This is a genomic window from Mesorhizobium sp. WSM4808, from assembly GCF_055811675.1.
Genome location: NZ_JBVVQX010000002.1, coordinates 499,992 through 523,885, shown reverse-complemented (window position 1 = coordinate 523,885; position 23,894 = coordinate 499,992). Strand labels below are relative to the sequence as shown.

At 63.6% G+C, this 23,894-nt stretch carries 27 protein-coding genes and 1 pseudogene; 16 read left to right on the top strand and 12 right to left on the bottom strand.

Going from position 1 to position 23,894, the window contains the following annotated elements; genetic code table 11:
• Positions 1-95: 95 nt before the first annotated feature.
• A pseudogene (locus AC0L2U_RS05255) lies at positions 96-1,091 on the bottom strand (polysaccharide deacetylase family protein); the annotation flags it as partial.
• Between the two features lie 214 nt (positions 1,092-1,305).
• Here AC0L2U_RS05255 and AC0L2U_RS05250 point away from each other — a divergent pair.
• Together AC0L2U_RS05250 and der are read left to right on the top strand one after the other, a co-directional pair.
• Entirely contained in the window at positions 1,306-1,971 is a 666-nt protein-coding gene (locus AC0L2U_RS05250) for a tetratricopeptide repeat protein (RefSeq protein WP_127383151.1), read from the top strand.
• A complete protein-coding gene (gene der / locus AC0L2U_RS05245) occupies positions 1,968-3,401 on the top strand; it encodes a ribosome biogenesis GTPase Der (RefSeq protein WP_473563367.1) in 1,434 nt (477 codons plus the stop codon). Before AC0L2U_RS05250 ends, der begins: the two co-directional genes overlap by 4 nt.
• Positions 3,402-3,650: 249 nt before the next feature.
• On the opposite strand, the gene AC0L2U_RS05240 is transcribed toward der, so the two are convergent.
• The gene (locus tag AC0L2U_RS05240; RefSeq protein ID WP_027036003.1) at positions 3,651-4,559 is read right to left on the bottom strand and encodes a LysR substrate-binding domain-containing protein; all 909 of its coding nucleotides are present in this window, start codon (positions 4,557-4,559) and stop codon (positions 3,651-3,653) included.
• Between the two features lie 119 nt (positions 4,560-4,678).
• Here AC0L2U_RS05240 and AC0L2U_RS05235 point away from each other — a divergent pair, with 119 nt between their 5' ends.
• From AC0L2U_RS05235 to AC0L2U_RS05205, 7 genes are all read left to right on the top strand, one after another.
• Positions 4,679-5,968, top strand: a complete 1,290-nt coding sequence (locus tag AC0L2U_RS05235) for an MFS transporter (protein ID WP_127811032.1) — start codon at positions 4,679-4,681, stop codon at positions 5,966-5,968.
• Positions 5,969-6,111: 143 nt separating this feature from the next.
• Positions 6,112-7,293, top strand: coding sequence for a cell wall hydrolase (locus AC0L2U_RS05230; RefSeq protein ID WP_127328440.1), 1,182 nt, complete (start codon positions 6,112-6,114; stop codon positions 7,291-7,293).
• 254 nt (positions 7,294-7,547) lie between these two features.
• Entirely contained in the window at positions 7,548-7,955 is a 408-nt protein-coding gene (locus AC0L2U_RS05225; RefSeq protein ID WP_127397544.1) for an AtpZ/AtpI family protein, read from the top strand.
• Positions 7,956-8,014: 59 nt separating this feature from the next.
• Complete coding sequence (locus tag AC0L2U_RS05220; protein ID WP_023808677.1) at positions 8,015-8,773, top strand: F0F1 ATP synthase subunit A; 759 nt, start codon at positions 8,015-8,017, stop codon at positions 8,771-8,773.
• A gap of 85 nt (positions 8,774-8,858) precedes the next feature.
• Positions 8,859-9,083, top strand: coding sequence for a F0F1 ATP synthase subunit C (locus tag AC0L2U_RS05215; protein ID WP_006206606.1), 225 nt, complete (start codon positions 8,859-8,861; stop codon positions 9,081-9,083).
• Between the two features lie 63 nt (positions 9,084-9,146).
• Entirely contained in the window at positions 9,147-9,746 is a 600-nt protein-coding gene (locus AC0L2U_RS05210; RefSeq protein ID WP_127272329.1) for a F0F1 ATP synthase subunit B, read from the top strand.
• A 10-nt stretch (positions 9,747-9,756) separates the two neighbouring features.
• Positions 9,757-10,248 (top strand): F0F1 ATP synthase subunit B, encoded by a 492-nt coding sequence (locus AC0L2U_RS05205; RefSeq protein ID WP_127270951.1) that lies wholly within the window; start codon positions 9,757-9,759, stop codon positions 10,246-10,248.
• A 221-nt stretch (positions 10,249-10,469) separates the two neighbouring features.
• Here AC0L2U_RS05205 and AC0L2U_RS05200 read toward each other — a convergent pair whose 3' ends face one another.
• Together AC0L2U_RS05200 and AC0L2U_RS05195 are read right to left on the bottom strand one after the other, a co-directional pair.
• A complete protein-coding gene (locus AC0L2U_RS05200; protein ID WP_127811029.1) occupies positions 10,470-11,168 on the bottom strand; it encodes a ribonuclease HII in 699 nt (232 codons plus the stop codon).
• 151 nt (positions 11,169-11,319) lie between these two features.
• Positions 11,320-12,474, bottom strand: coding sequence for a PA0069 family radical SAM protein (locus AC0L2U_RS05195; protein WP_292136746.1), 1,155 nt, complete (start codon positions 12,472-12,474; stop codon positions 11,320-11,322).
• Positions 12,475-12,624: 150 nt separating this feature from the next.
• On the opposite strand from AC0L2U_RS05195, the gene AC0L2U_RS05190 reads away from it, so the two are divergent.
• The gene (locus AC0L2U_RS05190) at positions 12,625-13,149 is read left to right on the top strand and encodes a glycosyltransferase (protein WP_473601520.1); all 525 of its coding nucleotides are present in this window, start codon (positions 12,625-12,627) and stop codon (positions 13,147-13,149) included.
• A 143-nt stretch (positions 13,150-13,292) separates the two neighbouring features.
• Positions 13,293-14,267, top strand: coding sequence for a hypothetical protein (locus AC0L2U_RS05185; protein WP_128309759.1), 975 nt, complete (start codon positions 13,293-13,295; stop codon positions 14,265-14,267).
• A 7-nt stretch (positions 14,268-14,274) separates the two neighbouring features.
• Here the strand turns inward: AC0L2U_RS05185 and AC0L2U_RS05180 are convergent, their stop codons facing one another.
• The 7 genes from AC0L2U_RS05180 to AC0L2U_RS05150 form a co-directional block, all read right to left on the bottom strand.
• A complete protein-coding gene (locus AC0L2U_RS05180) occupies positions 14,275-14,718 on the bottom strand; it encodes a GFA family protein (protein ID WP_127395892.1) in 444 nt (147 codons plus the stop codon).
• A 141-nt stretch (positions 14,719-14,859) separates the two neighbouring features.
• The gene (gene moaB, locus AC0L2U_RS05175; RefSeq protein ID WP_128289312.1) at positions 14,860-15,414 is read right to left on the bottom strand and encodes a molybdenum cofactor biosynthesis protein B; all 555 of its coding nucleotides are present in this window, start codon (positions 15,412-15,414) and stop codon (positions 14,860-14,862) included.
• The gene (locus AC0L2U_RS05170; RefSeq protein WP_473601519.1) at positions 15,401-16,300 is read right to left on the bottom strand and encodes a 4-(cytidine 5'-diphospho)-2-C-methyl-D-erythritol kinase; all 900 of its coding nucleotides are present in this window, start codon (positions 16,298-16,300) and stop codon (positions 15,401-15,403) included. The genes moaB and AC0L2U_RS05170 overlap by 14 nt, the downstream gene beginning before the upstream one ends.
• A gap of 20 nt (positions 16,301-16,320) precedes the next feature.
• A complete protein-coding gene (locus tag AC0L2U_RS05165) occupies positions 16,321-16,506 on the bottom strand; it encodes a membrane protein (RefSeq protein WP_013532834.1) in 186 nt (61 codons plus the stop codon).
• An 83-nt stretch (positions 16,507-16,589) separates the two neighbouring features.
• A complete protein-coding gene (locus AC0L2U_RS05160) occupies positions 16,590-17,453 on the bottom strand; it encodes a S49 family peptidase (protein ID WP_127272776.1) in 864 nt (287 codons plus the stop codon).
• A 79-nt stretch (positions 17,454-17,532) separates the two neighbouring features.
• Positions 17,533-18,333: a tRNA1(Val) (adenine(37)-N6)-methyltransferase gene (locus AC0L2U_RS05155; RefSeq protein ID WP_127811023.1), complete on the bottom strand. Its 801-nt coding sequence runs from the start codon at positions 18,331-18,333 to the stop codon at positions 17,533-17,535.
• Entirely contained in the window at positions 18,333-18,557 is a 225-nt protein-coding gene (locus AC0L2U_RS05150) for a putative signal transducing protein (RefSeq protein WP_063167652.1), read from the bottom strand. The genes AC0L2U_RS05155 and AC0L2U_RS05150 overlap by 1 nt, the downstream gene beginning before the upstream one ends.
• Before the next feature lie 203 nt (positions 18,558-18,760).
• Between AC0L2U_RS05150 and AC0L2U_RS05145 the strand changes: the two genes are divergently transcribed.
• Entirely contained in the window at positions 18,761-19,777 is a 1,017-nt protein-coding gene (locus AC0L2U_RS05145; protein WP_127272280.1) for a polyprenyl synthetase family protein, read from the top strand.
• Between the two features lie 6 nt (positions 19,778-19,783).
• On the opposite strand, the gene AC0L2U_RS05140 is transcribed toward AC0L2U_RS05145, so the two are convergent.
• Positions 19,784-21,235, bottom strand: a complete 1,452-nt coding sequence (locus AC0L2U_RS05140; protein ID WP_127268977.1) for an MFS transporter — start codon at positions 21,233-21,235, stop codon at positions 19,784-19,786.
• Positions 21,236-21,335: 100 nt separating this feature from the next.
• On the opposite strand from AC0L2U_RS05140, the gene AC0L2U_RS05135 reads away from it, so the two are divergent.
• The 4 genes from AC0L2U_RS05135 to AC0L2U_RS05120 all read left to right on the top strand — a co-directional run bounded on the left by AC0L2U_RS05135 (position 21,336) and on the right by AC0L2U_RS05120 (position 23,823).
• Positions 21,336-21,938, top strand: a complete 603-nt coding sequence (locus AC0L2U_RS05135) for a TetR/AcrR family transcriptional regulator (protein ID WP_473601518.1) — start codon at positions 21,336-21,338, stop codon at positions 21,936-21,938.
• Positions 21,939-22,013: 75 nt separating this feature from the next.
• A complete protein-coding gene (locus tag AC0L2U_RS05130) occupies positions 22,014-22,682 on the top strand; it encodes a GntR family transcriptional regulator (protein ID WP_027035987.1) in 669 nt (222 codons plus the stop codon).
• Between the two features lie 107 nt (positions 22,683-22,789).
• Positions 22,790-23,383: a biotin transporter BioY gene (locus AC0L2U_RS05125; protein ID WP_473601516.1), complete on the top strand. Its 594-nt coding sequence runs from the start codon at positions 22,790-22,792 to the stop codon at positions 23,381-23,383.
• Positions 23,380-23,823 carry a DUF1284 domain-containing protein gene (locus tag AC0L2U_RS05120; RefSeq protein ID WP_127320253.1) on the top strand — a complete coding sequence of 148 codons (444 nt, stop codon included), beginning with the start codon at positions 23,380-23,382 and terminating at the stop codon, positions 23,821-23,823. Before AC0L2U_RS05125 ends, AC0L2U_RS05120 begins: the two co-directional genes overlap by 4 nt.
• Positions 23,824-23,894: the final 71 nt, after the last annotated feature.

The window sequence follows — 23,894 nt, the reverse complement described above, 5'->3', positions numbered from 1 at the left end:
CCGCGTTTCCATAAAACCCCCCCGCCTTTTCTCCCAATAATCCGCCCCCTGCACCCCCCATATTTTTTTGAAAATCCACCGGGGGGGGGGGCCCCGCCGCCCACCGAAACCTGCCTTTGGCCAGCGTCCTGTCGCGAAACATAATCGCGAAAACTGATGCATTCGACATCGGCCTTGACGCAGACCTCGCCGGCAAAGCGCTCCAGCGCGTTCCAGTAGGCGCCGTCATTCATCAGCGCGAAGTGGAAGCCGAGTTCCAGTGGAATGCGTTTTCCCGCATACTGCTTGTCGAAGGCGGCGCGGAAGGCAGCATAGGTCCGGTTGGCGAACTCGCCCGCTTGGCTTGGCCGCTCGAAGCCGCCGGAATGCCTGACATACAGATTGTAGTCCATGGCGATAACCGGCCGCGACTTCGGTCCTTCCGGAATCTGCGGCAGGGAAAAGTGCATGATGCCGTTGCTGGCCGTCGGTCGGGCAGGGCCCTGCGAGACGCCGCTGGCATCGAATTGATATCCGGCCGCCGGCAGCGCCTCGTAAAGCGCCTTGCCGGTCGACAGATACGGCGCGCGAAAGCCGACCACCGCATGCCGCGCGAAATCGCGCCAGCCCTGTGGTTCGTGTGCAATGCCGTTGATCGCATAGGCGTTCTCGAGAATGTGCTCGAACGAACTGAACTCTTTCAGCCAGTCGGCCTTGCTCCAGTCCTTGCCGTCGAAATGGCCACAGCCATGGCTGGCGATATCGTGGCCTTCATGCGCGGCAAGGCCGATCTGTTCGAGCCGCTCGGTGACTTCCTGCTTCGAGGCGGCAAAGCCGATGTTGGATTTGCCGGCGCCTTTGCCCGGTGCGGTGTATTCCTTGCGTGTCTCCGTTGACAGCAGGAAGACGCAGGAGAGAAAATAGGTGAAGTGCGCGCCGGTGCGCTCAGCCAGTGCCCGGCTGCGTTTCCACTGCGAAATGTCGCGGGCACTGTCGAACGAGATGATGACGACCTGTTTCGGCTTTGCCGGCGCCGGTGGATCGGCCAAAGCCCCACCGGCAGCGGCGAGTGCCGCAAGCGAAAACGCAACAACGCGGAACGGACGAAGCATAGGCAATCTGATCTTCACTCGGGGAATGTCTGCAAGCCGGCTATCGCCTAAATGTGGCGTGGGTGCGATTGGCCTTTTCGGCTGCCTGTCCGGGGCAAACATCCGTTTGCCCCGGACAATAGGCGATTTTCCGGTTGAACCCCTTCCATGCCGGCAAAATTTCGCTAAAACGCGGGCTGACAAAGGCCCGACGGGGCAGGAATGGTTTGATTTGATGTCCGACGACAGTTTTATCCGTGAAGTCAATGACGAGATCCGTCGCGAACAGGCGCAGAAGCTGTGGGACCGTTTTGGCCCAGCCCTGATTGTCGTTGCGATCCTCGTGGTGCTCGGCACCGCCGCCTTCGTCGGCTATCGCTATTGGGACGAGACGCGCGCCAACCGCTCGGGCGATGCGTTCTCGCAGGCACTGAAGCTTGCCAATGACGGCAAGAACGATGAGGCGCTGACCGCGCTCGATCAGTTGGAGAAGGATGGCTACGGCGCCTATCCGCTGCTCGCCCGCATGCGCGGCGCAACCGTCAAGGCGAATAAGGGCGATGTTCCCGCCGCCGTCAAGGATTTCGACGAAGTCGCCGCCGACACAGCCATTCCCCAGGGAATTCGCGACATGGCGCGCCTGCGGGCAGCGCTGCTGCTCGTCGACCATGGCTCCTTCGCCGACGTCTCCAGCCGTGTCGAGGCGCTGACATCCGACACCAACACGCTACGCCACACGGCGCGCGAGGCACTCGGCCTTTCCGCCTGGAAGGAAGGCAAGACGCAGGATGCGCTGAAACTGTTCGACCAGATCGCCGCCGATGACGGCGCGCCGCGCAACACCCGCGAGCGCGCAACATTGATGTCCGAGCTGATCCGCGGGTCGGGCAGTGCGTCGTGACTTTCAAAGTCGCCATCATCGGCAGGCCTAACGTCGGCAAATCGACTCTTTTCAATCGGCTGGTGGGAAGGAAGCTGGCGCTCGTCGATGACACGCCAGGCGTCACCCGCGACCGTCGCGTCCATGCCGCCAAGCTTTACGACCTGCATTTCGACGTCATCGACACCGCCGGCTTCGAGGACGCGGGCGCCTCGACCTTGCCCGGCCGCATGCGTGCGCAGACCGAGATCGCCATCCGCGAGGCCGACCTGATCTTCTTCACCATCGACGCCAAGTCTGGGCTTTTGCCTGACGACAGGACCTTTGCCGAGATCGTGCGCAAGTCCGGCAAGCCGGTCGTGCTGGTCGCCAACAAGGCCGAGGCGAAGGGCGCCCAGGGCGGCATGCTGGAAGCCTGGGAACTCGGCCTTGGCGAGCCGATCCCTGTTTCGGCCGAGCATGGCCAGGGCATGCCCGATTTGCGCGACGCCGTGATCGGCGCGCTCGGCGAAGCGCGCGCCTTCGGCGAAGAAGAAGATGGCGAAGACGAAGACGTCGCTGCCGGCGAGGTGCTGATCGGCGAGGATATCGCCGATCCGGATGCCGAGCACACCTATGACGACACCAAGCCAATGCGCATCGCTGTCGTCGGCCGTCCCAATGCCGGCAAGTCGACGCTGATCAACGCGCTGATCGGCGAAGAGCGGCTGCTCACCGGACCGGAAGCCGGCATTACCCGTGATTCCATCTCCGTCGATTGGGAATGGCATGGCCGCCGGCTGAAACTGTTCGACACGGCCGGCATGCGCCGCAAGGCCAGGATTCATGAAAAGCTGGAAGTGATGTCGGTGCAGGATGGCCTGCGCGCCATCCGGTTTGCCGAGATCGTCATCATCGTGCTCGACGCCACCATCCCCTTCGAGAAGCAGGATCTGCAGATCGCCGACCTGATCATCAGGGAAGGCCGGGCGCCGGTGATCGCCTTCAACAAATGGGATCTGATCGACCATCCCCAGGAGCTTCTGGCCGAACTGCGAGAGAAGACGGAACGGCTTCTTCCCCAGGCGCGCGGCCTCCAGGCCGTACCTGTCTCCGGCGAGACCGGGCGCGGCCTCGACAAGCTGATGGATGCCGTCATCAGGACGCACAAGGTGTGGAACAGCCGCGTCTCGACCGGCAAGCTCAACCGCTGGTTGGAAGGCATCCTGGCGCACCACCCGCCGCCTGCCGTGGCCGGACGCCGGCTGAAGGTCAAGTACGTCACCCAGGCCAAGACCCGGCCGCCGGGTTTCGTTGTCCAGTGCTCGCGGCCCGATGCGATGCCGCAATCCTATGTCCGCTATCTCTCCAACAGCCTGCGCGAAGCCTTCGATATGCCCGGCGTGCCGATCCGCATTGCGCTGCGCACGTCGGACAATCCGTTCGCCGGTAGGTCGAACAAGCGCAAATAAGCGGTCGGGCTCGAATGAGCCCCTTTGCTCGCGGGAATTCTCCGCAAAATTGGCGGGACAGCACCCCCCTCTGGCCTGCCGGCCATCTCCCCCGCAAGGAGGGAGATCAGCAGTTCGTTCTGACGGCGCCTTTCTTGCAACGTTGAAGATTCGCGAGAGCACTCGCGACATCCAATCTCCCCCCTTGCGGGGGAGATGTCCGCAGGACAGAGGGGACGGAACGCGACACTGGATACCTGTTCCGGCTGTCTAAGCGACCTCCTTCAACCGCTCGTCCCGTGGCAGCGCCTGCAACGCCGCCTGCAACAATATGTCGGCCAGCCGCGCTGCCACCGGATCCAGTTCAGCATCCTTCTGGTGCAGCACCAACGCCATTTTGGGCAATGCCGGCAGCCCGGCGATCTCCGGCGTCATCGCGCTGACGCTGGCCGGCAGGCCGATGTCGGTGCGGATCGTCAGCCCCAGCCCCGCCGCCACGGCTGCCCAGATGCCGCCAAGGCTCGGGCTGGAAAAGGCCATCCGCCACGACAGCCCGGCGCGGTCGAGCGTTTCGGTTGCCACCGTGCGCAGAAGGCATGGCGCTTCGAGCGCCACCAGCGGCAGCGGCTCACCGTCGCGCAGGCTGGTCTCGATGCGCTTTGCCGGCCCGATCCAGCGCATCGGCACATCGGCGACATGCTGGCTGTAGGGCAGCGTTTCGCCGCAGTGCCAGGCGAGCGCGATGTCGAGGCTGCCTGACATGACCCTTTCAGCAAGGTCGTGGCTGCGTGCGATCCTGGCTTCGATCTTCACCTTGGGGTGCGCCCGGGCAAATCGGCCGAGCACGTCCGGCAGCACCGCCTCGCCGAAATCTTCCTGCAAGCCGAGCCGTACCCAGCCTTCCAGCTCGACATCATGGATGGCGGATGCCGCCTCGTCATTCAATTCGATCAGCCGGCGCGCATAGCCGAGCATGGTCTCGCCGGCCTCGGTCAAAGCGAGGCCGCGTCCTGATTTGCGGAAGATCGGCGTCGCCGCCTGTTCTTCCAGTTTCTTCAATTGCGCGCTGACCGCCGACGTCGACCGGCCAAGCCGGTCAGCGGCCTTGGCAAAGCTGCCCAGCTCCATACCGGTGACGAAACTGCGCAGGACGTCGAGGTCGAAAGTTACGCGTCGCATGTCTGAAGTCCCGATTTTCAGGATTGTAAGTTCAAAACTTCCTGATTTTCAGGATGAAATTATGGCGGTAGGGACAGATCGTCAAGGCCGGACCACTGGCCAGCACGGGAAATGAAATCATGTCCGCCATCGTCAATTGCACCGATCGGCAGTCGCCGAAGCTCCTGGAAGATACCGGTTCCGCCGGGAGGGTTTTCAAGCCGGGCCATCGCTGGAAGGTTCTGGGCATCGGCGTTGCCGCCAATGCCGCCTTCTCGGCTACGTTCTCCGGCATCCCGGCGACGGCGGTCGTTCTTCGCCAGGGCTATCATTTGGGCAATGCCGAGCTCGGCCTGGCGCTCGGCCTTCTCGGGCTGGGGGTCGCGCTCAGCGAGCTGCCCTGGGGCCTGCTTACCGATCGCTGGGGCGATCGCCGCGTGCTCCTGATCGGGCTCGGCGCGACGGCGGTGTGGCTCCTGGCCATGGCGATGCTGGTTGTGCCGACAAAGGCCGGTATTCCCGGCGTCACGCTGCTCTCCGCGAGCCTGCTCATCACCGGACTGCTCGGCGGCAGCGTCAACGGTTCGAGCGGCCGCGCCATCATGGGCTGGTTTCGGGAAAACGAGCGCGGCTTTGCCATGAGCATCAGGCAGACGGCGGTGCCGCTTGGCGGTGGCCTTGGCGCGCTCGTGCTGCCCTCGCTTGCGCTGGCTTTCGGCTTTGGCGCGGTGTTCGGGGTGCTGGCGGGCGCATCCGCTCTGTCTGCCCTGTTCGCCTGGCGCTGGCTGCACGAGCCGCCGACGGCGGGCGAGGGCCATCTCGCTTCGGCTGCGGTCGGACCGGCGCCGCTGCGCAATCGCGATGTCTGGCGTATCGCGACCGCCATCGGCCTGCTCTGCTTTCCGCAGGTGGCCGTGCTCACCTTCGCCTCCGTATTCCTGCACGATTTCGTTGGGTTGGGAACGGCGGCAATCAGCGCGAGCCTCGCCGCCGTTCAGATCGGCGCCATGGTCATGCGCATCTGGAGCGGCCGCTTCACCGACCGTCACGGCAACCGCCGCCAATTTCTTCGCTTGTGCAGCGCGTTCAGCGCCCTTGCCTTCGCCATGCTTTGGCTGCTGGTCCTGTTCGGCCCAACCGTTCCGGGCGGCCAGCTCATCTGGTTGGCTGTCCTTCCAGTCGTGCTTATTGTCGCAGGCATCTCGGTCTCCGCCTGGCACGGTGTCGCCTACACCGAGCTTGCCACCCTTGCCGGGGCCAGCCATGTCGGGACCGCGCTCAGCCTTGCCAACACCTTTGTTTTCGTAGGCTTCTTCCTGGTGCCGGTGGCCATTCCGGGGCTCTTGCACCTTTGGTCTTGGTCCGGCGTCTGGCTGGCGGCCGCCATCTGCGCGCTGATCGCCCGGCCGATCTTCCTGCGTCCGGCCTGAGTTCGGCCGCAAAACCGCCCGACTTCGGAACCACGACCTGAAGCCGGCTGAGAACAGTCCGATCGAAGCCGTTAACGTCCCATCAAGGTTAATGCATCATTTTGCTCTCCAGTGGGGTCTGTCGCGTTCCTGGAGAGTGTTCCGTGCATCGACGTGTGTTGAAGCGGCTGGTTGCCGCCGCCGGTGAGAGAAGACGTGGCTTTCTGCCCCCGTTCGTCATCGGTCTCGGCATCTGGATCGGCTTTCCGACCATCGTCGCCTATCAGGACATGACGAGCCTTGTCTCCGGCCTCGAAGCGAACACCCGCTGGAATTCCTATGTCGAGAAATCCGTCGCCGGCTCGACCCATGCTGCCGAGATGCCCTTTGTCGATTCTGATGTCACCGGCTCCATCTCCGGATCGGGTGTCCACCTGGCCGGTGTCGGCAACGTGTCGTTTCGCGGAAAGGGCGGCAAGGTCAGCGGCACGCCCGATGAGGACCGCGTCGTGCGCGCCGAGAAGAAAGGGCGCATCGTCCAGATGTCTCCCGTCGCACCGCCGAAGAACTTCAACGCCGGCTCGATCTTCGAGCGCACCTCCTCCTTGCTGCGGCCCAGCATGGACAGCGGCCTGAAAATGGCTTTCGCCAAGCCGCAGATCAAAGGCAAGGAAATCCAGATCGCCGCGGCATTCCATGCGCGCGAGGACAAGAAGCCGGATCCCGGCGTGCCGGCCATGCTGGCAGCGCTGGTCAACAACGACCATCCGGACGTGCTGGCCACCGCCTACGCGCAGTCCGAGCCTGACTATGCCAAGGCATCGCCCTTCGAAGCCCTGCTTCAGGACGAGCAGCCCAATGAGGGCCGCTTCATTCCGCCGATGGCCAAGGGCGATCATTCGTGGATCCAGAACCCGCTGCCCGCCAGTGTCTTCTCCCAGAAGGAGCAGGCATGCCTTGCCAACGGCATCTATTTCGAGGCGAGGAGCGAATCCGTGCGCGGCCAGGCCGCCGTCGCCCAGGTCATCCTCAACCGCGTCCGCAATCCGACCTATCCGAATTCGATCTGCGGCGTCGTCTACCAGAACGACAGCTGGTTCAACCGTTGCCAGTTCTCCTTCGCCTGCGACGGCAGGAAGAAGCGCATCGATAGCCCAGCCGCCTACAAGACCGCCCAGGAGATCGCCATGGCCGTCACTGCCGGCAAGATCTTTATCCCGGAGGTCGGATCGTCGACCCACTACTATGCCCAATATGTCCATCCCGGCTGGGCGCGCACGATGCAGAAGATGACCAAGATCGGCCTGCATATCTTCTATCGGACCTATGGCGGCGGCTGGAGCTGAGTGCGGAGCAGCCGCTGATCTTTGATGTGGCGCGCAGCCGATCAAAGGGCCATTGCGCGGGGGATTCGCGCCATGCATCCTTATCATCATGGCGGGCACGATGTCGCACCTTTGTAATCCATTGATTTTATTGCCTAAAATACATGGCAATGAACTTCCGCCCGTGGCTTGACGGGCGCAAACCCTCTAACTATGTTGCCGGCGACTTTAGAAGCGGACGGACGGTGATGGTCTGACCGGGCAGGGGGGTTGCGATGGCCGACAAGAATGGGCCAGACGGAACCGGAGAAACCGGCCGCGGCAATCAGCATGAACCCGATATCCGCGACGACGATCTTGAGCGGCGCCGCCGTGACCTGGAAGCTTCGCTTGCGACAAGGCGGCCGGGCCGGCTCGAGGGGAAAGACGACGCGAAAGCGGGCAGTGTGGCCGGTTACGGTCAGGCGCTCAAACTCTCCAGCGAGTTTATCGCCGGGGTGGTGGTGGGTGCCGGCATCGGCTGGATCATCGACCGTCTGGCGGGGACATCGCCATGGGGTCTGATCGTGTTTCTGCTGCTTGGTTTTGGCGCCGGAGTGCTCAATGTGATGCGTTCCGCCGGCGTTGTGGCAGAATTTGGACAGGGCGATAAATCGCGCCGTGGCCAAGACGACAAGAAATGACCGCGCACCATGTGCGGTAATGGTAACGAGGCCGTACGCGGCATTGACGGGGTTTGAACGTGGCAGCTGACAAGGTCGATCCGATCCACCAGTTCCATATCAACAAGCTGATTCCGATCGACATCGGCGGCTATGACCTGTCTTTCACCAATTCGGCACTGTTCATGGTCGCAACCGTTATCGTCGCGGCTGGATTCCTGTTTCTCACGACGTCAAGCCGCAGCCTGGTTCCCGGGCGGCTTCAGTCGGTCTCCGAGATGGCCTACGAGTTCGTCGGCAACATGTTGCGCGATGCCGCCGGCACGCAAGGCATGAAGTTCTTCCCTCTCGTGTTCTCGCTGTTCATGTTCGTGCTCGTCGCCAATCTGCTTGGCCTGTTCCCGTATTTCTTCACCGTCACCAGCCACATCATCGTCACCTTCGGCCTTGCCGTGCTGGTGATCGCAACCGTGGTCGTCTACGGCTTCATGAAGCATGGTTTTGGCTTCCTGAAACTGTTCGTGCCGCATGGCGTGCCGGTCTTCCTGCTGCCACTGGTGGTGCTGATCGAAGTGATCTCCTTCGTGTCGCGCCCGGTCAGCCTCTCGGTTCGTCTGTTCGCCAACATGCTCGCCGGCCACATCACGCTGAAAGTGTTTTCCGGCTTCGTGGTCAGCCTGAGCGCGCTCGGCGCGGTCGGCGTCGCCGGCTCGATCCTGCCTCTGGCGATGGCGGTGGCGCTGACGGCACTGGAACTGCTGGTCGCCTTCCTGCAGGCCTACGTCTTTGCCGTGTTGACCTGCATGTATCTCAACGACGCCCTGCACCCCGGGCACTAGGTCCAAAAGTTTCCGGCCCAAGAATTTCCAACATTGGCGCCGGATGGAATCGCAACGGAATTTTAGATCCAAAGGAGTTGAACAAATGGACGCAGAAGCAGCAAAGTACATCGGCGCCGGCATCGCTTGCCTGGGCATGGGTGGTGCGGGCATTGGCCTCGGCAACATCTTCGGCAGCTACCTCGCGGGCGCACTGCGCAACCCGTCGGCTGCCGATGGCCAGTTCGGCCGCCTGATCTTCGGTTTCGCCGTGACCGAAGCTCTGGGCATCTTCTCGCTTCTCATCGCGCTTCTGGCCCTGTTCGGCTGAGCACTCGGGAAGATTGGACAGGCCGGCCGCGCGAGCGGCGGGCCTGAATTTCGGGGATAGTCCATGTTCGTGACATCTGCCTTTGCGCAAGAGTCCGCGCCATCAGCCGATACCAGCCACGCTGCTACGGAAGGCGACACGCATTCCAGCACCGGTGTGCCTGCTGAAGCGCATGGCACGTTTCCGCCATTCGATCCGGCGACGTTCCCGTCGCAGCTTCTGTGGCTGGCGATCACCTTCGGGCTGTTCTATCTCTTCCTGAAGCGGGTTGTGATGCCGCGCGTCGGCGGCATCATCGATGTCCGCAACGATCGCATCACGCAGGATCTCGATCAGGCGGCCAAGTTGAAGGGCGAGGCCGACGCTGCCGTTGCTGCCTACGAGCAGGAACTGGCGGAAGCCAAGACCAAGGCCAACGCGATCGGCCAGCAGGCCAACGACGCGGCTAAGGCCGAGGCCGACACCGCTCGCAAGAAGGTCGAGGCCGCGCTCGACGCCAAGCTTGGCGAAGCCGAGGCCCGCATTTCTTCCATCAAGGCCAATGCCATGAAGGAAGTCGGCAGCATCGCCGAGGACACCGCTTCGGCGATTGTCGAAGCCCTGGTTGGCGGCAAGGCCAGCAAGGCAGAGATCGCGGCCGCGGTCAAATCCGTGGCCCGGTGAGGAGCGCATCATGGACGCCACATCTCTCGCGACGCTCTGGGCCACGGTTGCCCTGGTCATCTTCCTGGGCATTGCCGTCTACATCAAGGTGCCTCGCCTGATCGCCAAGGCGCTCGACGCCCGCGCCGAAAGGATCAGCAACGAGCTCGACGAAGCGCGCCGGCTGCGCGAGGAAGCCCAGCAACTGCTTGGCCAGTATCAGCGCAAGCGCAAGGAAGCCGAGCAGGAGGCCGCCGACATCGTCGCCGCCGCCAAGCGCGAAGCCGACTTGCTTGCCGCCGAAGCGCACAAGAAGACCGAGGACTATGTTGTCAGGCGCACCGCGCTTGCCGAGCAGAAGATCGGCCAGGCCGAGCGTGACGCCATCAGCGAAGTCCGCGCCAGCGCCGTCGACATCGCCGTAGAGGCAGCGCGCGCGCTGCTTGCCGGCAAGATCGACGCCAAGGCCGGTGCCGATCTGTTCAAGGCATCGCTTGCGGACGTGAAGTCGAAGCTGAATTAGAGGGTCCCTCTAGCCAATCATCGAAAGCCGCCCGGGCAACCTGGCGGCTTTTTTGTTGTGGGCGGGGATAATCTCCCCCCTCGAGGGGGAGATGTCGCCAAAGGCGACAGAGGGGGGCGGCTCGACCGGGCGCGACGTCATTTTGCAGCGCAGATAAGGTCGGCGTTTCACGCGCGGCGACCCCCTCTGGCCTGCCGGCCATCTCCCCTCGAGGGGGGAGATCAGCTGTCCATTCCGACGAAGCTCTCTTCCTCAACCACTTCAGCGCCACCCAGCCTGAACGGCGAAAACGATACGCGATGCAGCCGCGCCACCGGGCCATGCGCCTCGATTGCCGTGCGATGGCGAAGCGTGGCGTAGCCCATATGGACTTCGAAGCCGTAGCGATCGTGATGGTTGCCGCAGCCGCACATCATGCGATCGCGCATCACCTTGGCGACGATCGAGGCGGCGGCGATGGACTGCGAACGCTGGTCGCCCTTGATCAGCGCGCGCCCTTCACAAGGAAGGCCAGGCGGCACGTCGCGTCCATCGGCAAGGGCGAGCTTCGGTCTGACCGACAGCCCTACCAGGGCGCGGCGCATGGCTTCCAGGCTTGCCTTGAGGATGTTGCTGCCGTCGATACCCTCGGCACTGATGGAGGCCATTGAGATCGCCTGCGCAGAGCCGAGAATTCGCAGGAACAAGGCTTCACGCTGCAGATGGCTGAGGCGCTTGGAATCGTCGAGGCCGTCGGGAATGTTGGCGGGATCGAGCACCACGGCCGCGGCGACCACCGGCCCGGCCAGGGGGCCACGGCCGGCCTCGTCCATCCCGGCAACCGGCCACAGGCCCTCCGCCATCGCCTTCGTCTCGAAGGAGAAGTCGGGCTTCTCGATGATCTCAAAGAGAGGCGGAGAATCAGAACGCGCGCGAGCCATGTTGCGGCGAGGTTCGCATCGGCTCTGATTCTCCGCAAGTCCCTCCGGGTCGGGTGGGGCGCCGGACCGGGAGGGCACCGTCTGCAGGCCGGGGCAGGCCGGACGGGATTCTGGTGCCGCGACGGATCAAACCACCGCGACGAATTGTCTCTCAAAGCAGCGTCAGCTGCACCTGGTCTCTCCCGGCGGCAACGAACTGGTCGGTCCGCAGCGTGCGCCGTTCGGCATTGAGGCCGAGCCGCTTGGCTGTGATCTCGAAGCGCCGGCCGATCTGCCAGGCATAGGGACCGGCGCCCTTCATGCGTTTGCCCCATTCCGAATCGTAGTCCTTGCCGTCACGCATCGACCGGACCAGCGACATCACATGGCGGTAGCGGTCGGGATAATGACGCAGCAGCCAATCCTTGAAGATCGGGCTGACCTCCAACGGCAGGCGCAGGATCACGTAGCCGGCTTCGCGCGCGCCGGCAGCACGTGCCGAATCGAGGATGCGTTCCATCTCCTGGTCGGTCAGGCCCGGAATGATCGGCGCCACCATGACCGAGGCCGGAATGCCGGCATCCGAAAGCTGCCGGATCGCTTCCAGCCGCTTGGTCGGTGTCGACGCGCGCGGCTCCATGGTGCGCGCCAGCATACGGTCGAGCGTCGTCACCGACAGCGCCACCTTGGCCAGCCCGCGTTCGGCCATTCGCGACAGGATATCGATATCGCGCGTCACCAGAGCGGACTTTGTCACGATGCCGACTGGATGGCCGCGCGCTTCCAGCACTTCGAGGATTTCGCGCATGATCCGGTATTGCTTCTCGATCGGCTGGTAGGGGTCGGTGTTGGTGCCGATGGCGATGGTGCGCGGCTGATAGCTGTCTTTCGAAAGCTCCTTGTCAAGCAAGCGCGCCGCATCAGGCTTGGCGAACAACTTCGATTCGAAATCCAGACCCGGCGACAGGCCCATGAACGCGTGCGTCGGGCGGGCAAAGCAATAGACGCAGCCGTGCTCGCAGCCGCGATAGGGATTGATCGAACGATCGAAGGAAATGTCGGGCGATTCGTTGCGGGTGATGATTGTGCGCGGCTTCTCGACCTGCACTTCGGTTTTGAAGGGCGGCAGTTCCTCCAGCGAATTCCAGCCATCGTCGAACACGTGCCGGCTGACCGGCTCGAACCGGCCGGACGGATTGATGCCCGCTGACCTGCCGCGGTTGCGGTCCGGGCGGACACGCATGCCACTCTGCTCGACCATCGCATTGGCCATCTCGGCTCTTCCTGCTCCGAAAGCTGCAATGTCGGCGCGCACGATCTGTTCCATCTTCGCCCGCTCCCAAGGACTGTCCGTGTTGTGTCGAATCGCTCTGTTCATGAAATTATTCCTATTTGGTTGATGAGAACAAAGCAAGAACTTTCTATGGTGCGATGCAAAAACTGGCGCTGTCCGGCGCTTTCCGCTATTCGGCTGAGGATGCTCAGTGTTCTCATCGAAACCCGCAATGACGAGGAGGGCCTCGCCCGCACGCTCGCCTCGCTGATTGGCGGAGCGGTCGAGGGCGTGGTGCGTGAAGTCATCGTCTGCGACATAGGCTCCACCGACCAGACGCATCGTGTGGCCGAGCATGCCGGCTGTCAGTACGTGACGGGCGGTGTCGCTGCCGGCATCCGCCAGGCCAAGGGGGATTGGCTGCTGCTCCTGGAACCGGGCGCGCGGCTGGTGGAGGGCTGGATCGATGAGGTTGTCGCCCATACGGCAAGGCAGACCATGGCGGCACGGTTTTCGCGCACGCGAGCCAGCCGCACGCCGTTCCTGGCCCGGGTCTTTTCGGGAAACCGCGCCTTGGCCGACGGCTTGCTGATCAGCAAGCTTCAGGCGGCGGCTGCGGCCAAGAGTGCCGGCAGCGCCGAGGCCATCGCCCGTGGCCTCGCGACGAAGCGGCTCGACGCCGAGATTTGGATGGCGCCGGCCAAGCAGGAACGCCGCTCCTCGACATGATTTTTTGCAGCTGCTCAGGTCATTGTGCATTGCACAAAATCTGACGCGGGGTTAGCTTCCGTTCAAGCGGGAATTGGGTTTGGGACATGCCGAGTGGCGAGCACCGATGCGGCATCGGTGGTGCTCTCATAGCCGAGGACTCAATGAAGCTTTCAACCCCCGACACATCCGGCGCGCCCAGTCTCGAGGCCATTGCGCGCAACGGCAGCCTGCTGCGGCGCATCGCCGTGCGTATTCCAACCTATCTGACGGACCTGCGTGAGAACCCTGCCTGGCTGCCGATGTTCGTGCTGGCGCGCACCATGCCCGGACGCCGCATGCATTGGCTCGGCGCAAAGCGCGCCCGACCGGTCGCCAATGCCGGGGATACGATGTTTGCCGGTGTCGAACGGGGAGCGGTCGTCGATGCGCTGCGCTCCGACGGGCTGTTCTCAGGCCTGGTCCTGCCGCCTGATATCCATGAAGAGGTCGCCGACTTCGCCGGGCGCACGCCTTGCTTCGGCAATTTCGACCGCCGTCTCGAATTCATGCCGGGGGAACATGCCGAGGCCGAGAAACGCCTTGGCCGCTCGCTGCTCAGCGGGCATTTTTTCGAGCGCATCCTCGACTGCCCGGCGGCGCTTGCCATCCAGCGCGATCCGCTGCTTCTGGATATTGCCGCGCACTATCTCGGCGGCCAGGCAAAACTGATCACGACGCGCGTCTGGTGGAGTTTTCCAACCGGTGCGGCTTCGGACGCCGACAAGAACCTCGCCTCGCTCGGCAAGTATCATTTCGACCTCGATGATTGGCGCATGCTGAAATTCTTCTTCTACCTCAAGCCGGTCGACGCCGACACCGGTCCGCATGTCTATGTCAGGGGCAGCCACAAGCGCCGCAGCCTCAAGCACCAGCTTACCCTTCTGGTCGGTCATCCCGCGCAACAGGTTCTGGATGTCTATGGCGAGCAGAGCCCGGTGACGCTGACCGGCGAGGCCGGTCTCGGCTTCGTCGAGGACCCCTTTGGCTTTCATATGGGCACCGTGCCGGCACGCACGCCGCGACTGATGATGGAAGTCGGCTTCGGCGTATCGCCGCCGTCGCGCCGACGGTTTCATGGCGAGCCGGTTATCCGCTGAGAGCTGCCTATCCGAAGCTCATCTCGACAGGTGTCCAGTGTGTGCGGCGTCTGGCTTGGCGCTGCGCCCTGTTTTCCGTATCGAAGTCAACGCGGACCGGCTCCTGGTTGAACCGTTCGCGGTCGTCCAGGGCGTTGATGATGACGATCGCCCTTGCATCGTCATCTCTGGCGATTGCATCGTCATCTCTGGCGATTGCGGCGACGTAGACACCGCACCGCCGGCAGATCAGATAGTCGGCCGTCCTCAGCCCGAACTGATATCTCCGCAATTGCGTCTCGTCCTTGACCGAGATGACCAGTCTGCCATTCGGATCGGCAACGGCGCGCGAACCATGTCTGACACAGAACGAGCATTGGCAAGCGCGAACTTCGGTTTGCGGTGGCTCGAGCTCGGTTGAAAATTCAAGGCGTATATTGCCGCAATGGCATCCACCGGTGTGCACGGTCATCGTAGCTGCCTTGTCGTGAACGGCGATGATCGCCTTCAGACAAGGTACTTTTCCGAGGTCCGGTTTGGAATGGGGTTTCAAAGGCGCCGGTGCTGTTTTGCCTGGCGAACGCGGCGTGGAACCGGCGCTTTGCCTCGGCTTTTACGGAGCCGATTTGCCGCGCCGCAAATGCTCGTCCAGGCGCGGCATGATCTCGACGAAGTTGCATGGCGTGTGCCGGTAGTCGAGCTGCGCTTTCAGGATGCCGTCCCACGCGTCCTTGCAGGCGCCTGGCGAACCCGGCAGCACGAAGACGAAGGTGGCGTTGACGACGCCGCCGGTCGCCCGGCTCTGGATCGTCGAGGTGCCGATCTTGTCGTAGGAAATCCGGTGGAACACTTCCGAAAAGCCGTCCATGCGCTTTTCGAAGATCGGCTCCAGCGCGTCCGGCGTCACGTCACGACCGGTGAAGCCAGTGCCGCCGGTGGTGATGACGACATCGATATTCTTGTCCCGCGACCACGCCAGAACCGTGTCGCGGATTTTCTCACGGTCGTCGGTGACGATATTGCGGGCCGCCAGGATGTGGCCGGCCTCGGTGATGCGGTCAGCCAGCGTCTGGCCAGATTTGTCGTCGGCGAGGCTGCGCGTATCTGAAACGGTCAGCACCGCGATGCGCACGGGAATGAAGGAGCGGCTCTCGTCAATTCTGGCCATCAGCTCCCTCCGATGCGATGCTGCGCGTCGCGGCAACGAACCAGTCGGGCTGGCGGCCGCGGATCTCGGCGGCTGCGCGCTTGGCGACATTGCCGGTCTCGAACAGGCCGAAGCAGGTGGCGCCGGACCCGGACATTCGTGAAAAACCCGATCCAGCCTTGTTCAGCCAGGAAAGTGCCCTGCCGATCGCGGGCTGCATCGCCAGCGCGGCGGGCTCGAGATCGTTGCGGGTGATCTCCAGCCAGTTGCGCAGGCTGTGGAAATCGATGCTGCGCGGCAGCGGCGGCAAGGCTTCGTTGTCACGACGCGAAAGCGCTGCGAAGACCTCGGCCGTCGAGACCGGCATGCCTGGATTGACCAGCACCAGCCCAAGCGCCGAGAAATCCGGCACCATCGACAGCTCGTCACCGATGCCGCGTGCGACGAGCGGCCTGGCTGCCAGGCACATCGGAACATCGGCGCCAAGCGAAAGGCCGATCCGCGCCAGCTCTGCGCCATCGATATCCAGGCCCCATGTCTCCACCAGCCCGCGCAGCACCGTCGCCGCGTCGCTCGAACCGCCGCCGACGCCGGAGGCAACAGGCAAGTTCTTTTCCAGCCGGATGGCGACCGGCGGTGTTCTCTCGTGCCCGGCCGCCTGTCGCAGGGCATCGCGCGCCCTAGGCACCAGATTGCTGGCGTCGAGAGGAACGGCCGAGGCGTAACGGCCGGACACGGTAAATTCATCGCTGTCGGCGGGCGCGATTTCGACCCTGTCGCCAAACCGTGTGAACACCGCCAGGCTTTCGATCAGGTGATAGCCGTCAGGCCGCCTGCCGGTGACATGCAGCGCAAGATTGATCTTGGCGTGCGCGTGCCAGCTACGCGACCCGATGTCGGTGTCCACAATCGTCTGCGGGATGATGCTCAGTCCTTGGCCAGCCGGTATTCGCCGGTCTTCGGATCCTTGACCAAAGTGCCCATCGCGCCGTTGGCCGTCTGCTTTTCGGTACGCCGCACCTTGGCGGTCACGCGCTCGGCTTCCCTAATGAAGGTGCGGTAGCCGAAATAGGCGGCGACGCCAACGACGGCGAAGAAAATGATCTGCGGCATGCCAAAACTCCTCCCACGCTGGGCCGGCGAAGGCGGCCGGTCGGGTCGGTTAAGCTCTCATGCTAGACGGTTTTGCCGGGTTTTCAAAGCCCGAAGCGAGACCACAATGCGCGCTCTTCCGCCGCATCGATCACGCCGCTGGCGGCAGCGGCTACGATATCGGGCGCTGAAAAGCCCTTGCTTGAGCCGAACAGGCCGAAGCGGCTAAGAAAACCGCGCGGTGTCGTGATCAGCCTGAGCTGGGTTTTCGCCCCGAAACGGGTCTTGAGCACAGTGCGCATGTCGCCGAGCGCATCGACCAGACCGAGTTCGAGGCCCTTGATGCCTGTCCAGAACAGGCCGGTGAACAGGTCCGGGTCGTCCTTCAGTTTCGTGCCGCGCCGCTCCTTGACGAGGTCGATGAAGGTTGCGTGCACCTCGAGCTGCAGCGCCTTCAGCCGTTCGACATCTTCCTTCTTCTCGGGCTTGAACGGATCGAGCACCGCCTTGTTCTGGCCGGCGGTGTGGACACGGCGCTCGACACCGATCTTTTTCATCAGTTCAGGGAAGCCGAACGAGGCCGATACCACGCCGATCGAACCGACGATGGACGACGGATCGGCGAAGATCTCGTCGCCAGCGACCGCGATCATGTAGCCGCCCGACGCCGCGACATCCTCGACGAAGACCAGTACCTTTTTGTTCTTTTCCGTGGCCAGGTCACGGATGCGCTTGAAGATCAGCCGAGACTGCACCGGCGAGCCGCCCGGCGAATTGATCGAGATGGCGACCGCCGGCGCGTCGTAGGAGAACGCCTTCTCGATGAGGCCGGCGGTGGAAGCCAGCGACAGGCTCGGCCGAAACTGGCCACCGCCTGCCATGATGGTGCCGTGCAGCCGGATGACCGGAATGGTGACGACGGTGGAGCGCCAGGATTTCGGCAGCAGGCGGTTGATAAGGCGTTTCACGAGGGCGCGGTCTCCGGTCGGTGGGTTGCAGGCATGTAGGGATTTCCCGGCCAACGGCAATGTCGCCGGGCAGAATAGCTCAATCTCCGAACAGCGAGGCGAGGCCGTTGGTGATCATTTCGCTGCGCTCGTCGGGGCCGTTGCCTGACTGCGTGTGGAGCATTAGGGGCGGGCGTATGGCAAGCTTTCCCCGCGCCCCGAGCGCTGCCCGCACGACGATGCGGATCGCCGCCGCATCGGGACGAGGGTGGACGGCGAGCATCTCGGCATCGCCGAAGCGGCCGGCGATCGCATCGAGAATGGCGCCGAGCTGTTCGGGCCGGGCGATTACGGCGAGCCCGCCGCGCGGCCTCACCACCGCCGCCGCACTTCTGATCCAGCTCTCGAACAGCCCGTCCTCCATGACATGGGCTTCCTTTCGCAGGCGATCCGATGTGGCGCGGTCCCGGGGGGCATTGAAAGGCGGGTTCATGATGACGAAGTCGAAGTCGTTGTCGGCGAGGCCGGCGGCCGCCCGCGCCCGGCCCGATACGGTGACATTGGCGACCAGCACGGATGCGCGATCGCTGAGATGGGCATTGCCGGGATGGGCAAGCGTCGCCGCCGCGAAGGCCGCCATTTCCGGCGCTCGTTCGACAAGCACCGCCTGTGCCGCCGGGCAGCGTGACAGCACCGCCAGTCCGGCAGCTCCGGCTCCCGCGCCGAAATCGGCCAGGCGCCCGCCAAAGGTCGATGGCACGGATGCCGCCAGCATCATCGCATCCATGCCGGCGCGATGGCCGCCCTGCTTGGGCTGGACGAGCCAGAACCGGCCGCGATGGAAAGCGTCGACCGTATGGGCCGGCGTGTCCGGAACAAGGGCGGCGGGCGCGGCGGACATTATTTTCCGCGGATCTCGTTGGCGATACCGGCATCCCTGAGGATGCGCCGTGCCGCGTCGGCCTGGTCGGCGTCGACCATGACGCGTTTCTGCAAAAGACCGATCGATCCTTCGAGAATGCTCATATTCTGATCGGCGACAAAGCAGGCGATGCCGGCGTCGCGCATCAGCGATTCCACAAAGGAGATGATCACGGCATCGTTGGTGCGGACAAGTTCTATCATCGTATGAAACTCGCAGTTTGCGCTATTGATGTAAACGGGCAGGGGATTCCGAGGCAGAGCCCCGTTCCCTCTGTGGTCGTTGACATTCCGTCATCGACGCCGCGCCAATTCGCCACTTGCCGTGGCCATGTCCGCCGCCCTAGAGTCCATGCAGGGACTAAGGGTGCCGTCGCACGCTCTATACCAAGACGGGAGTGATTGTCGTGGGTGTCGTTCTCAACATCGAAAACGGGAAGCGGGAGCCTGCCTCCATCAAGGATCTGATCGATCTGACAGCGGCCGATATGGGGCGCGTCAATGAATTGATCCTGTCCAAGGCCGGCTCCGACGTCGAGATGATCCCGGAGGTCGCCAATCATCTGATCTCGTCCGGCGGCAAACGGCTGCGGCCGATGCTGACGCTGGCCGCCGCGCAGATGTTCGGCTATGCCGGCGAAGGCCACGTCAAGCTCGCCACCTCCGTCGAATTCATGCACACGGCGACGCTGCTGCACGACGATGTCGTCGACGAGAGCGGCATGCGGCGCGGCAAGAAGACCGCCCGCATGATCTGGGGCAACCAGGCAAGCGTGCTGGTCGGCGACTTCCTGCTCGGCCAGGCTTTCCGCATGATGGTCGATGTCGGCTCGCTCGAAGCGCTCGATATCCTGTCGAGTGCTGCCTCGATCATCGCCGAGGGCGAGGTTATGCAGCTTGCCGCCGCCAAGAACCTCGAAACCACCGAGGACGAGCATTTCGCCGTCATCAAGGCCAAGACCGCCGCACTTTTTTCGGCTGCTGCCGAGGTCGGGCCCGTCATTGCCCAGGCGACCCGCAACGATCGTGCGGCGCTGCGCTCCTACGGCATGAATCTCGGCCTTGCCTTCCAGCTGATCGACGACGCGCTGGACTATGGCGGCACCAGCAAGGATCTCGGCAAGAATGTCGGCGACGATTTCCGCGAAGGCAAGGTGACCTTGCCGGTCATTCTCGCCTATCGGCGCGGCACCAAGGCCGAGCGCACTTTCTGGAAGCGCGCCATCGAGGACAATGTCACCGATGACGCCGGCCTGGAAAAGGCGATCGGCCTGATGACCCGCCATGGCGCTATTGCCGACACGATCGGGCGCGCCCGCCATTTCGGCGAGATCGCCCGCGACGCGCTGGCGCCGCTGGAAGCGACGCCGCAGAAATCGGCGCTGATCGACGTCATCGATTTCTGCATCAGCCGGGTGAACTGAGCGGCGTCACCCGGTTGCCCGCTGCTTCGCCTTTCCCGGCAAAGCGAACGCGGCCAGCAGGCTGACAAAGATGCCCGCCGCCGCCAGCCAGAAGGCGATCTGTATGCCGTCGGCGATCGCGGCCTTCAGTGCATCGCCAGTCAATCCGCCGACATGGCTGTTGGCGATCGCGATCAATGTTGCCATGCCGATCGCGTTGCCGATGTTGAGCGTCGTGCAGGCCATTCCCGAGGCAACGCCCTGTTCGTCGTGTGCCACGCCCGACGCGGCCGCGATCCACATGGCGGTCCAGACGATGCCCTGTCCGACACCGGAGATGATCAGGCCGGGAACGATGGCGGCATAGCTGCTGTCGGCTGATGCTCCAAGGACCATCAGCGCTGTGCCGGCTGCGCCGACTATCATGCCGCCGACCAGGGTCGAGCGTGTAGAAAAGCGCGTCGCCAGGCGTTCACCAAGCTGCGTGCCGGCGGCGATGGCGATCGACGGCACCAGGAACGCCAGGCCTGTTTGCAGGGCGGTGAAGCCATGTACGGTCTGCAACAGCACGGTCAGGAAATAGGGCAGGGCTCCGAACGTTCCCATGAACAGGAAGGTGATCGTCATGCCGGCGACGAGGCTGCGATTGCGGAACAGCCGCAGCGGCATCAGCGGGTCAGCGCTCTTCGCCTCAATCAGCGCGAAGGCGATAATGAAGATCGCTGCCAGTGCGGCGCTGGCGATGATCGCTGGCGAACCCCAGCCATATTCAGGTCCCTGGACCAGCGTGAAGACCAGCAATGTGGCGCCTGCGGTGACGGTCAGCGCGCCCGGCAGATCGAAGTTGCGGTGCTGGTGCCGCTTGGGATCGCGCGGAATGATGGCAAATGCGGCGATGATGGCGATGCCAGCCAGCAGCACATTGACGTAGAAGACCGACGACCAGCCGAAGGCGCCTGTCAGGATTCCACCGGCCAGTGAGCCAAGGGTAAGGCCGCTCGCGCCGGCACCGCCCCACACCGCCAGCGCCCTGTTGCGTTCCGGTCCTTCGGCAAACAGGCGGTTGATCAGCGAGAGCGTCGCCGGGAACAGGAAAGCGCCGCCGATGCCTTGCACGGCACGCGCAGCGATGATGATTTCCGGCGACCAGGCGAGGCCGCCGACCAGCGACGAAAGCGCATAGAGCCAGAGCGCGAAGATGAAGATGCGGCGCTGACCGATAAGGTCGGCGGCGCGGCCGCCGAACAGCAGAAAACCGCCGGTAAACACGGTGTAGGCGCTCACCACCCATTGCAAGGTCTGGCCGGAAAAGCCCAGCCCAGCCCCGATTTCGGGCAGCGCCACGAAGACGATGTTGATGTCGAGAGCGATGATAAGCTGGGCGAAGGCGAGCAATGCCAGCGTGGCGCCGCGCTTCGCGCCAATCCCTCCCTGTGTCGCAGTGGCGCCGAATGGCAGCCCTTGATCGAGTGAACTCATGCCAGTCTCCTTTCGATTCTTTATCGATCGACAAAGAATTGAATTTGCAATCTTGAGTCAAGCGGATTATTTGTGGATCGATAAAGAAATGGAGGTTGCGATGGCGGGACGGCCAAGGGAGTTCGACAGAGCCCAGGCTCTGCAGAAAGCGCGCGATGCCTTCTGGATGCGCGGCTACGAGGGCACCTCGATGGCCGACCTCGTCTCCATGCTTGGCCTGGCCTCGGCGCGCATCTATGCCGCCTTTGGCTCGAAGGAGGATCTGTTTCGCGAAGCCGTTGTTCTCTACGAAACCAGCGAAGGAAGCTTCGCCACCGGTGCCCTTGCCGAAGAACCAACCGCTCGGCGGTTTGTCGAGCGGCTGCTGCGCGATGCGATCGATATCTACACAAGGCCGGATCTGCCGAAGGGCTGCATGGTTGTCTCGGCCGCCACCAACTGCGCTACCGAAAATGACGGCGTGCTGCATTGGCTGGCCGAGCGCCGACTGGCGCGCAATGCATTGATTGTGGAGCGCCTGAGAAAGGGTGTTCGCGACGGCGACCTCAAGCCGGATACCGATCCGGAAGCGCTTGGCGACTACTACATCACGCTGTTGTTTGGCCTCTCAGTGCAGGCGCGCGACGGGGTGCCGAAGAAGCGGCTGCATGACCTGGTCACCGTGGCGATGCCTGCGCTCGACGGTTTCGTCTCACAGCCTTGAGTCTTGCTTCTGGCGCCTCGCGATTTCGACTGCAATTGGCTCGACAAGCTGCCCTGCCGCAAATTATCTATAAACATGGCAAAGGGCACAGACGACACCATCGCGGTGCGCATCAGCAAGGTGCTGGCGGACCGCATCATCTCCGGCGCGATCGAGCCGGGGGCCAGGCTTCGGCAGGATCATATCGCCGAGGAATTCCAAACCAGCCATGTTCCCGTACGCGAGGCCTTCCGCCGCCTCGAGGCGCAAGGGCTGGCCATCGGCGAGCCGCGGCGCGGCGTGCGCGTCGCGTCTTTTGATCTGGGCGAGGTCAAGGAAGTCGCCGAAATGCGCGCCGCCCTTGAAGTGCTGGCGCTGCGCCACGCCGCGCCGCACCTGACATCGGCCATTCTCGATCTCGCCGAGGAGGCGACCAAGGCCGGCGACAAGTCCCGCGATGTCAGGTCGTGGGAAGAGGCCAACCGCGCCTTCCACCGCTTGATCCTGGCGCCATGCGGCATGCCGCGCCTGCTCGCCACCATCGACGACCTGCACGCGGCAAGCGCCCGTTTCCTGTTCGCGGCATGGCGCTCGGAGTGGGAGACGCGCACCGATCAGGACCATCGCGCGATCCTCTCCGCCTTGCGGCAGGGAAACACCGAATCCGCGGCCGTCACACTGGGGCGGCACGTCCAATGGATTGGCCGTAAGCCGGTCAGGACGGCCTCCGGGACGACGCGCGAAGCTTTTGCCATCGTAGGTTAGTCGGCCTCCGCCAAAGCCAGGGCTTGCAATCTCCAGGGAAGTGTGGATTCGATAATAGATCGGAAAGAGAAATTATCTATAATTTTCAATCGATCAAAGGAATCCCAATGACAGACGTCGCATTCTCCCCCGGCAAGCCGTCGTTCAGTCCGCTCCGGCTCCAGGATCGTTCTCTTGCCTGGCAGGTTGGAGCCGTCGTGCTTGGCACCCTGTTCCTGGCGCTGGCGTCCTACATCGAAGTGCCGATGGTGCCGGTCCCGGTGACCATGCAGACCTTCGCCGTGACATTGGTCGGCGCGCTCTATGGCTGGCGGCTTGGCGCGCTCACCATCGTCGCCTGGCTGGTCGAGGGTGCGGTCGGCTTTCCGGTTCTGTCCGGAGGGGCAGCGGGTGCGGCGCATTTCGTCGGGCCGACGGCTGGCTATCTCTTCGCCTTCCCGCTTGTCGGCGCCTTGGTCGGCTGGCTGGCAGAACGCGGCTGGAACGGCAAAAGGGTGATGCTTGCCTTTGTCGCCATGCTGCTTGGCAACCTTGCCTGCCTTGTGCTGGGCACAGCATGGCTTGCCGTCGTGATTGGAGCCGAACAGGCCGTTACCTTCGGCTTCCTGCCGTTCATCGTCGGCGGCTTGCTCAAGTCAGCGCTGGGTGCCGCGACCCTCATGGCCTTTCCCGGCGGCAAGGCCAAGCCGGCCAATCCGTGACGATCAGGCTGCGCGCCCATCATCTCCTTTGCCTGCTCACCTATGTGGGCAAGGGATACAGCCCCGCCTTCACCGCCAATTATGATCGCGTCGCGGAGCGCCTGAGCCGGGGCGAGGACATCCTCCTCGTTTCCGGCCCCGACGATGTCTGCGCTCCATTGCTCGACGAGCCGGAACCTCACTGCCTCAACGAGAGCGTCGTCGAGCGGGACCGGCTCGCCGGGCTGGATGTAGAGGAATTGCTGGCGCGGCCAATCCGGGTCGGCACCCACCTCGATCTCGACACGGGGACCTTGGCCCGGATGCGGCAGGCGTTTTCGGCTGGCCTTGTACGCAAGGCCTGCGGCGGCTGCGAATGGAACGAACTGTGCAGCACGATAGCGGCCGGTGGATACAGCGACACGCTGGTGCAGCGGTCCGCCGCGCCAGCCGAGGGTTGATATTGGCCCCGAGCCTTAGCGGTCGAAGCCGAGCTCAAGGGTCGAATCTGCGATATCTTCGGCGCCGCGCA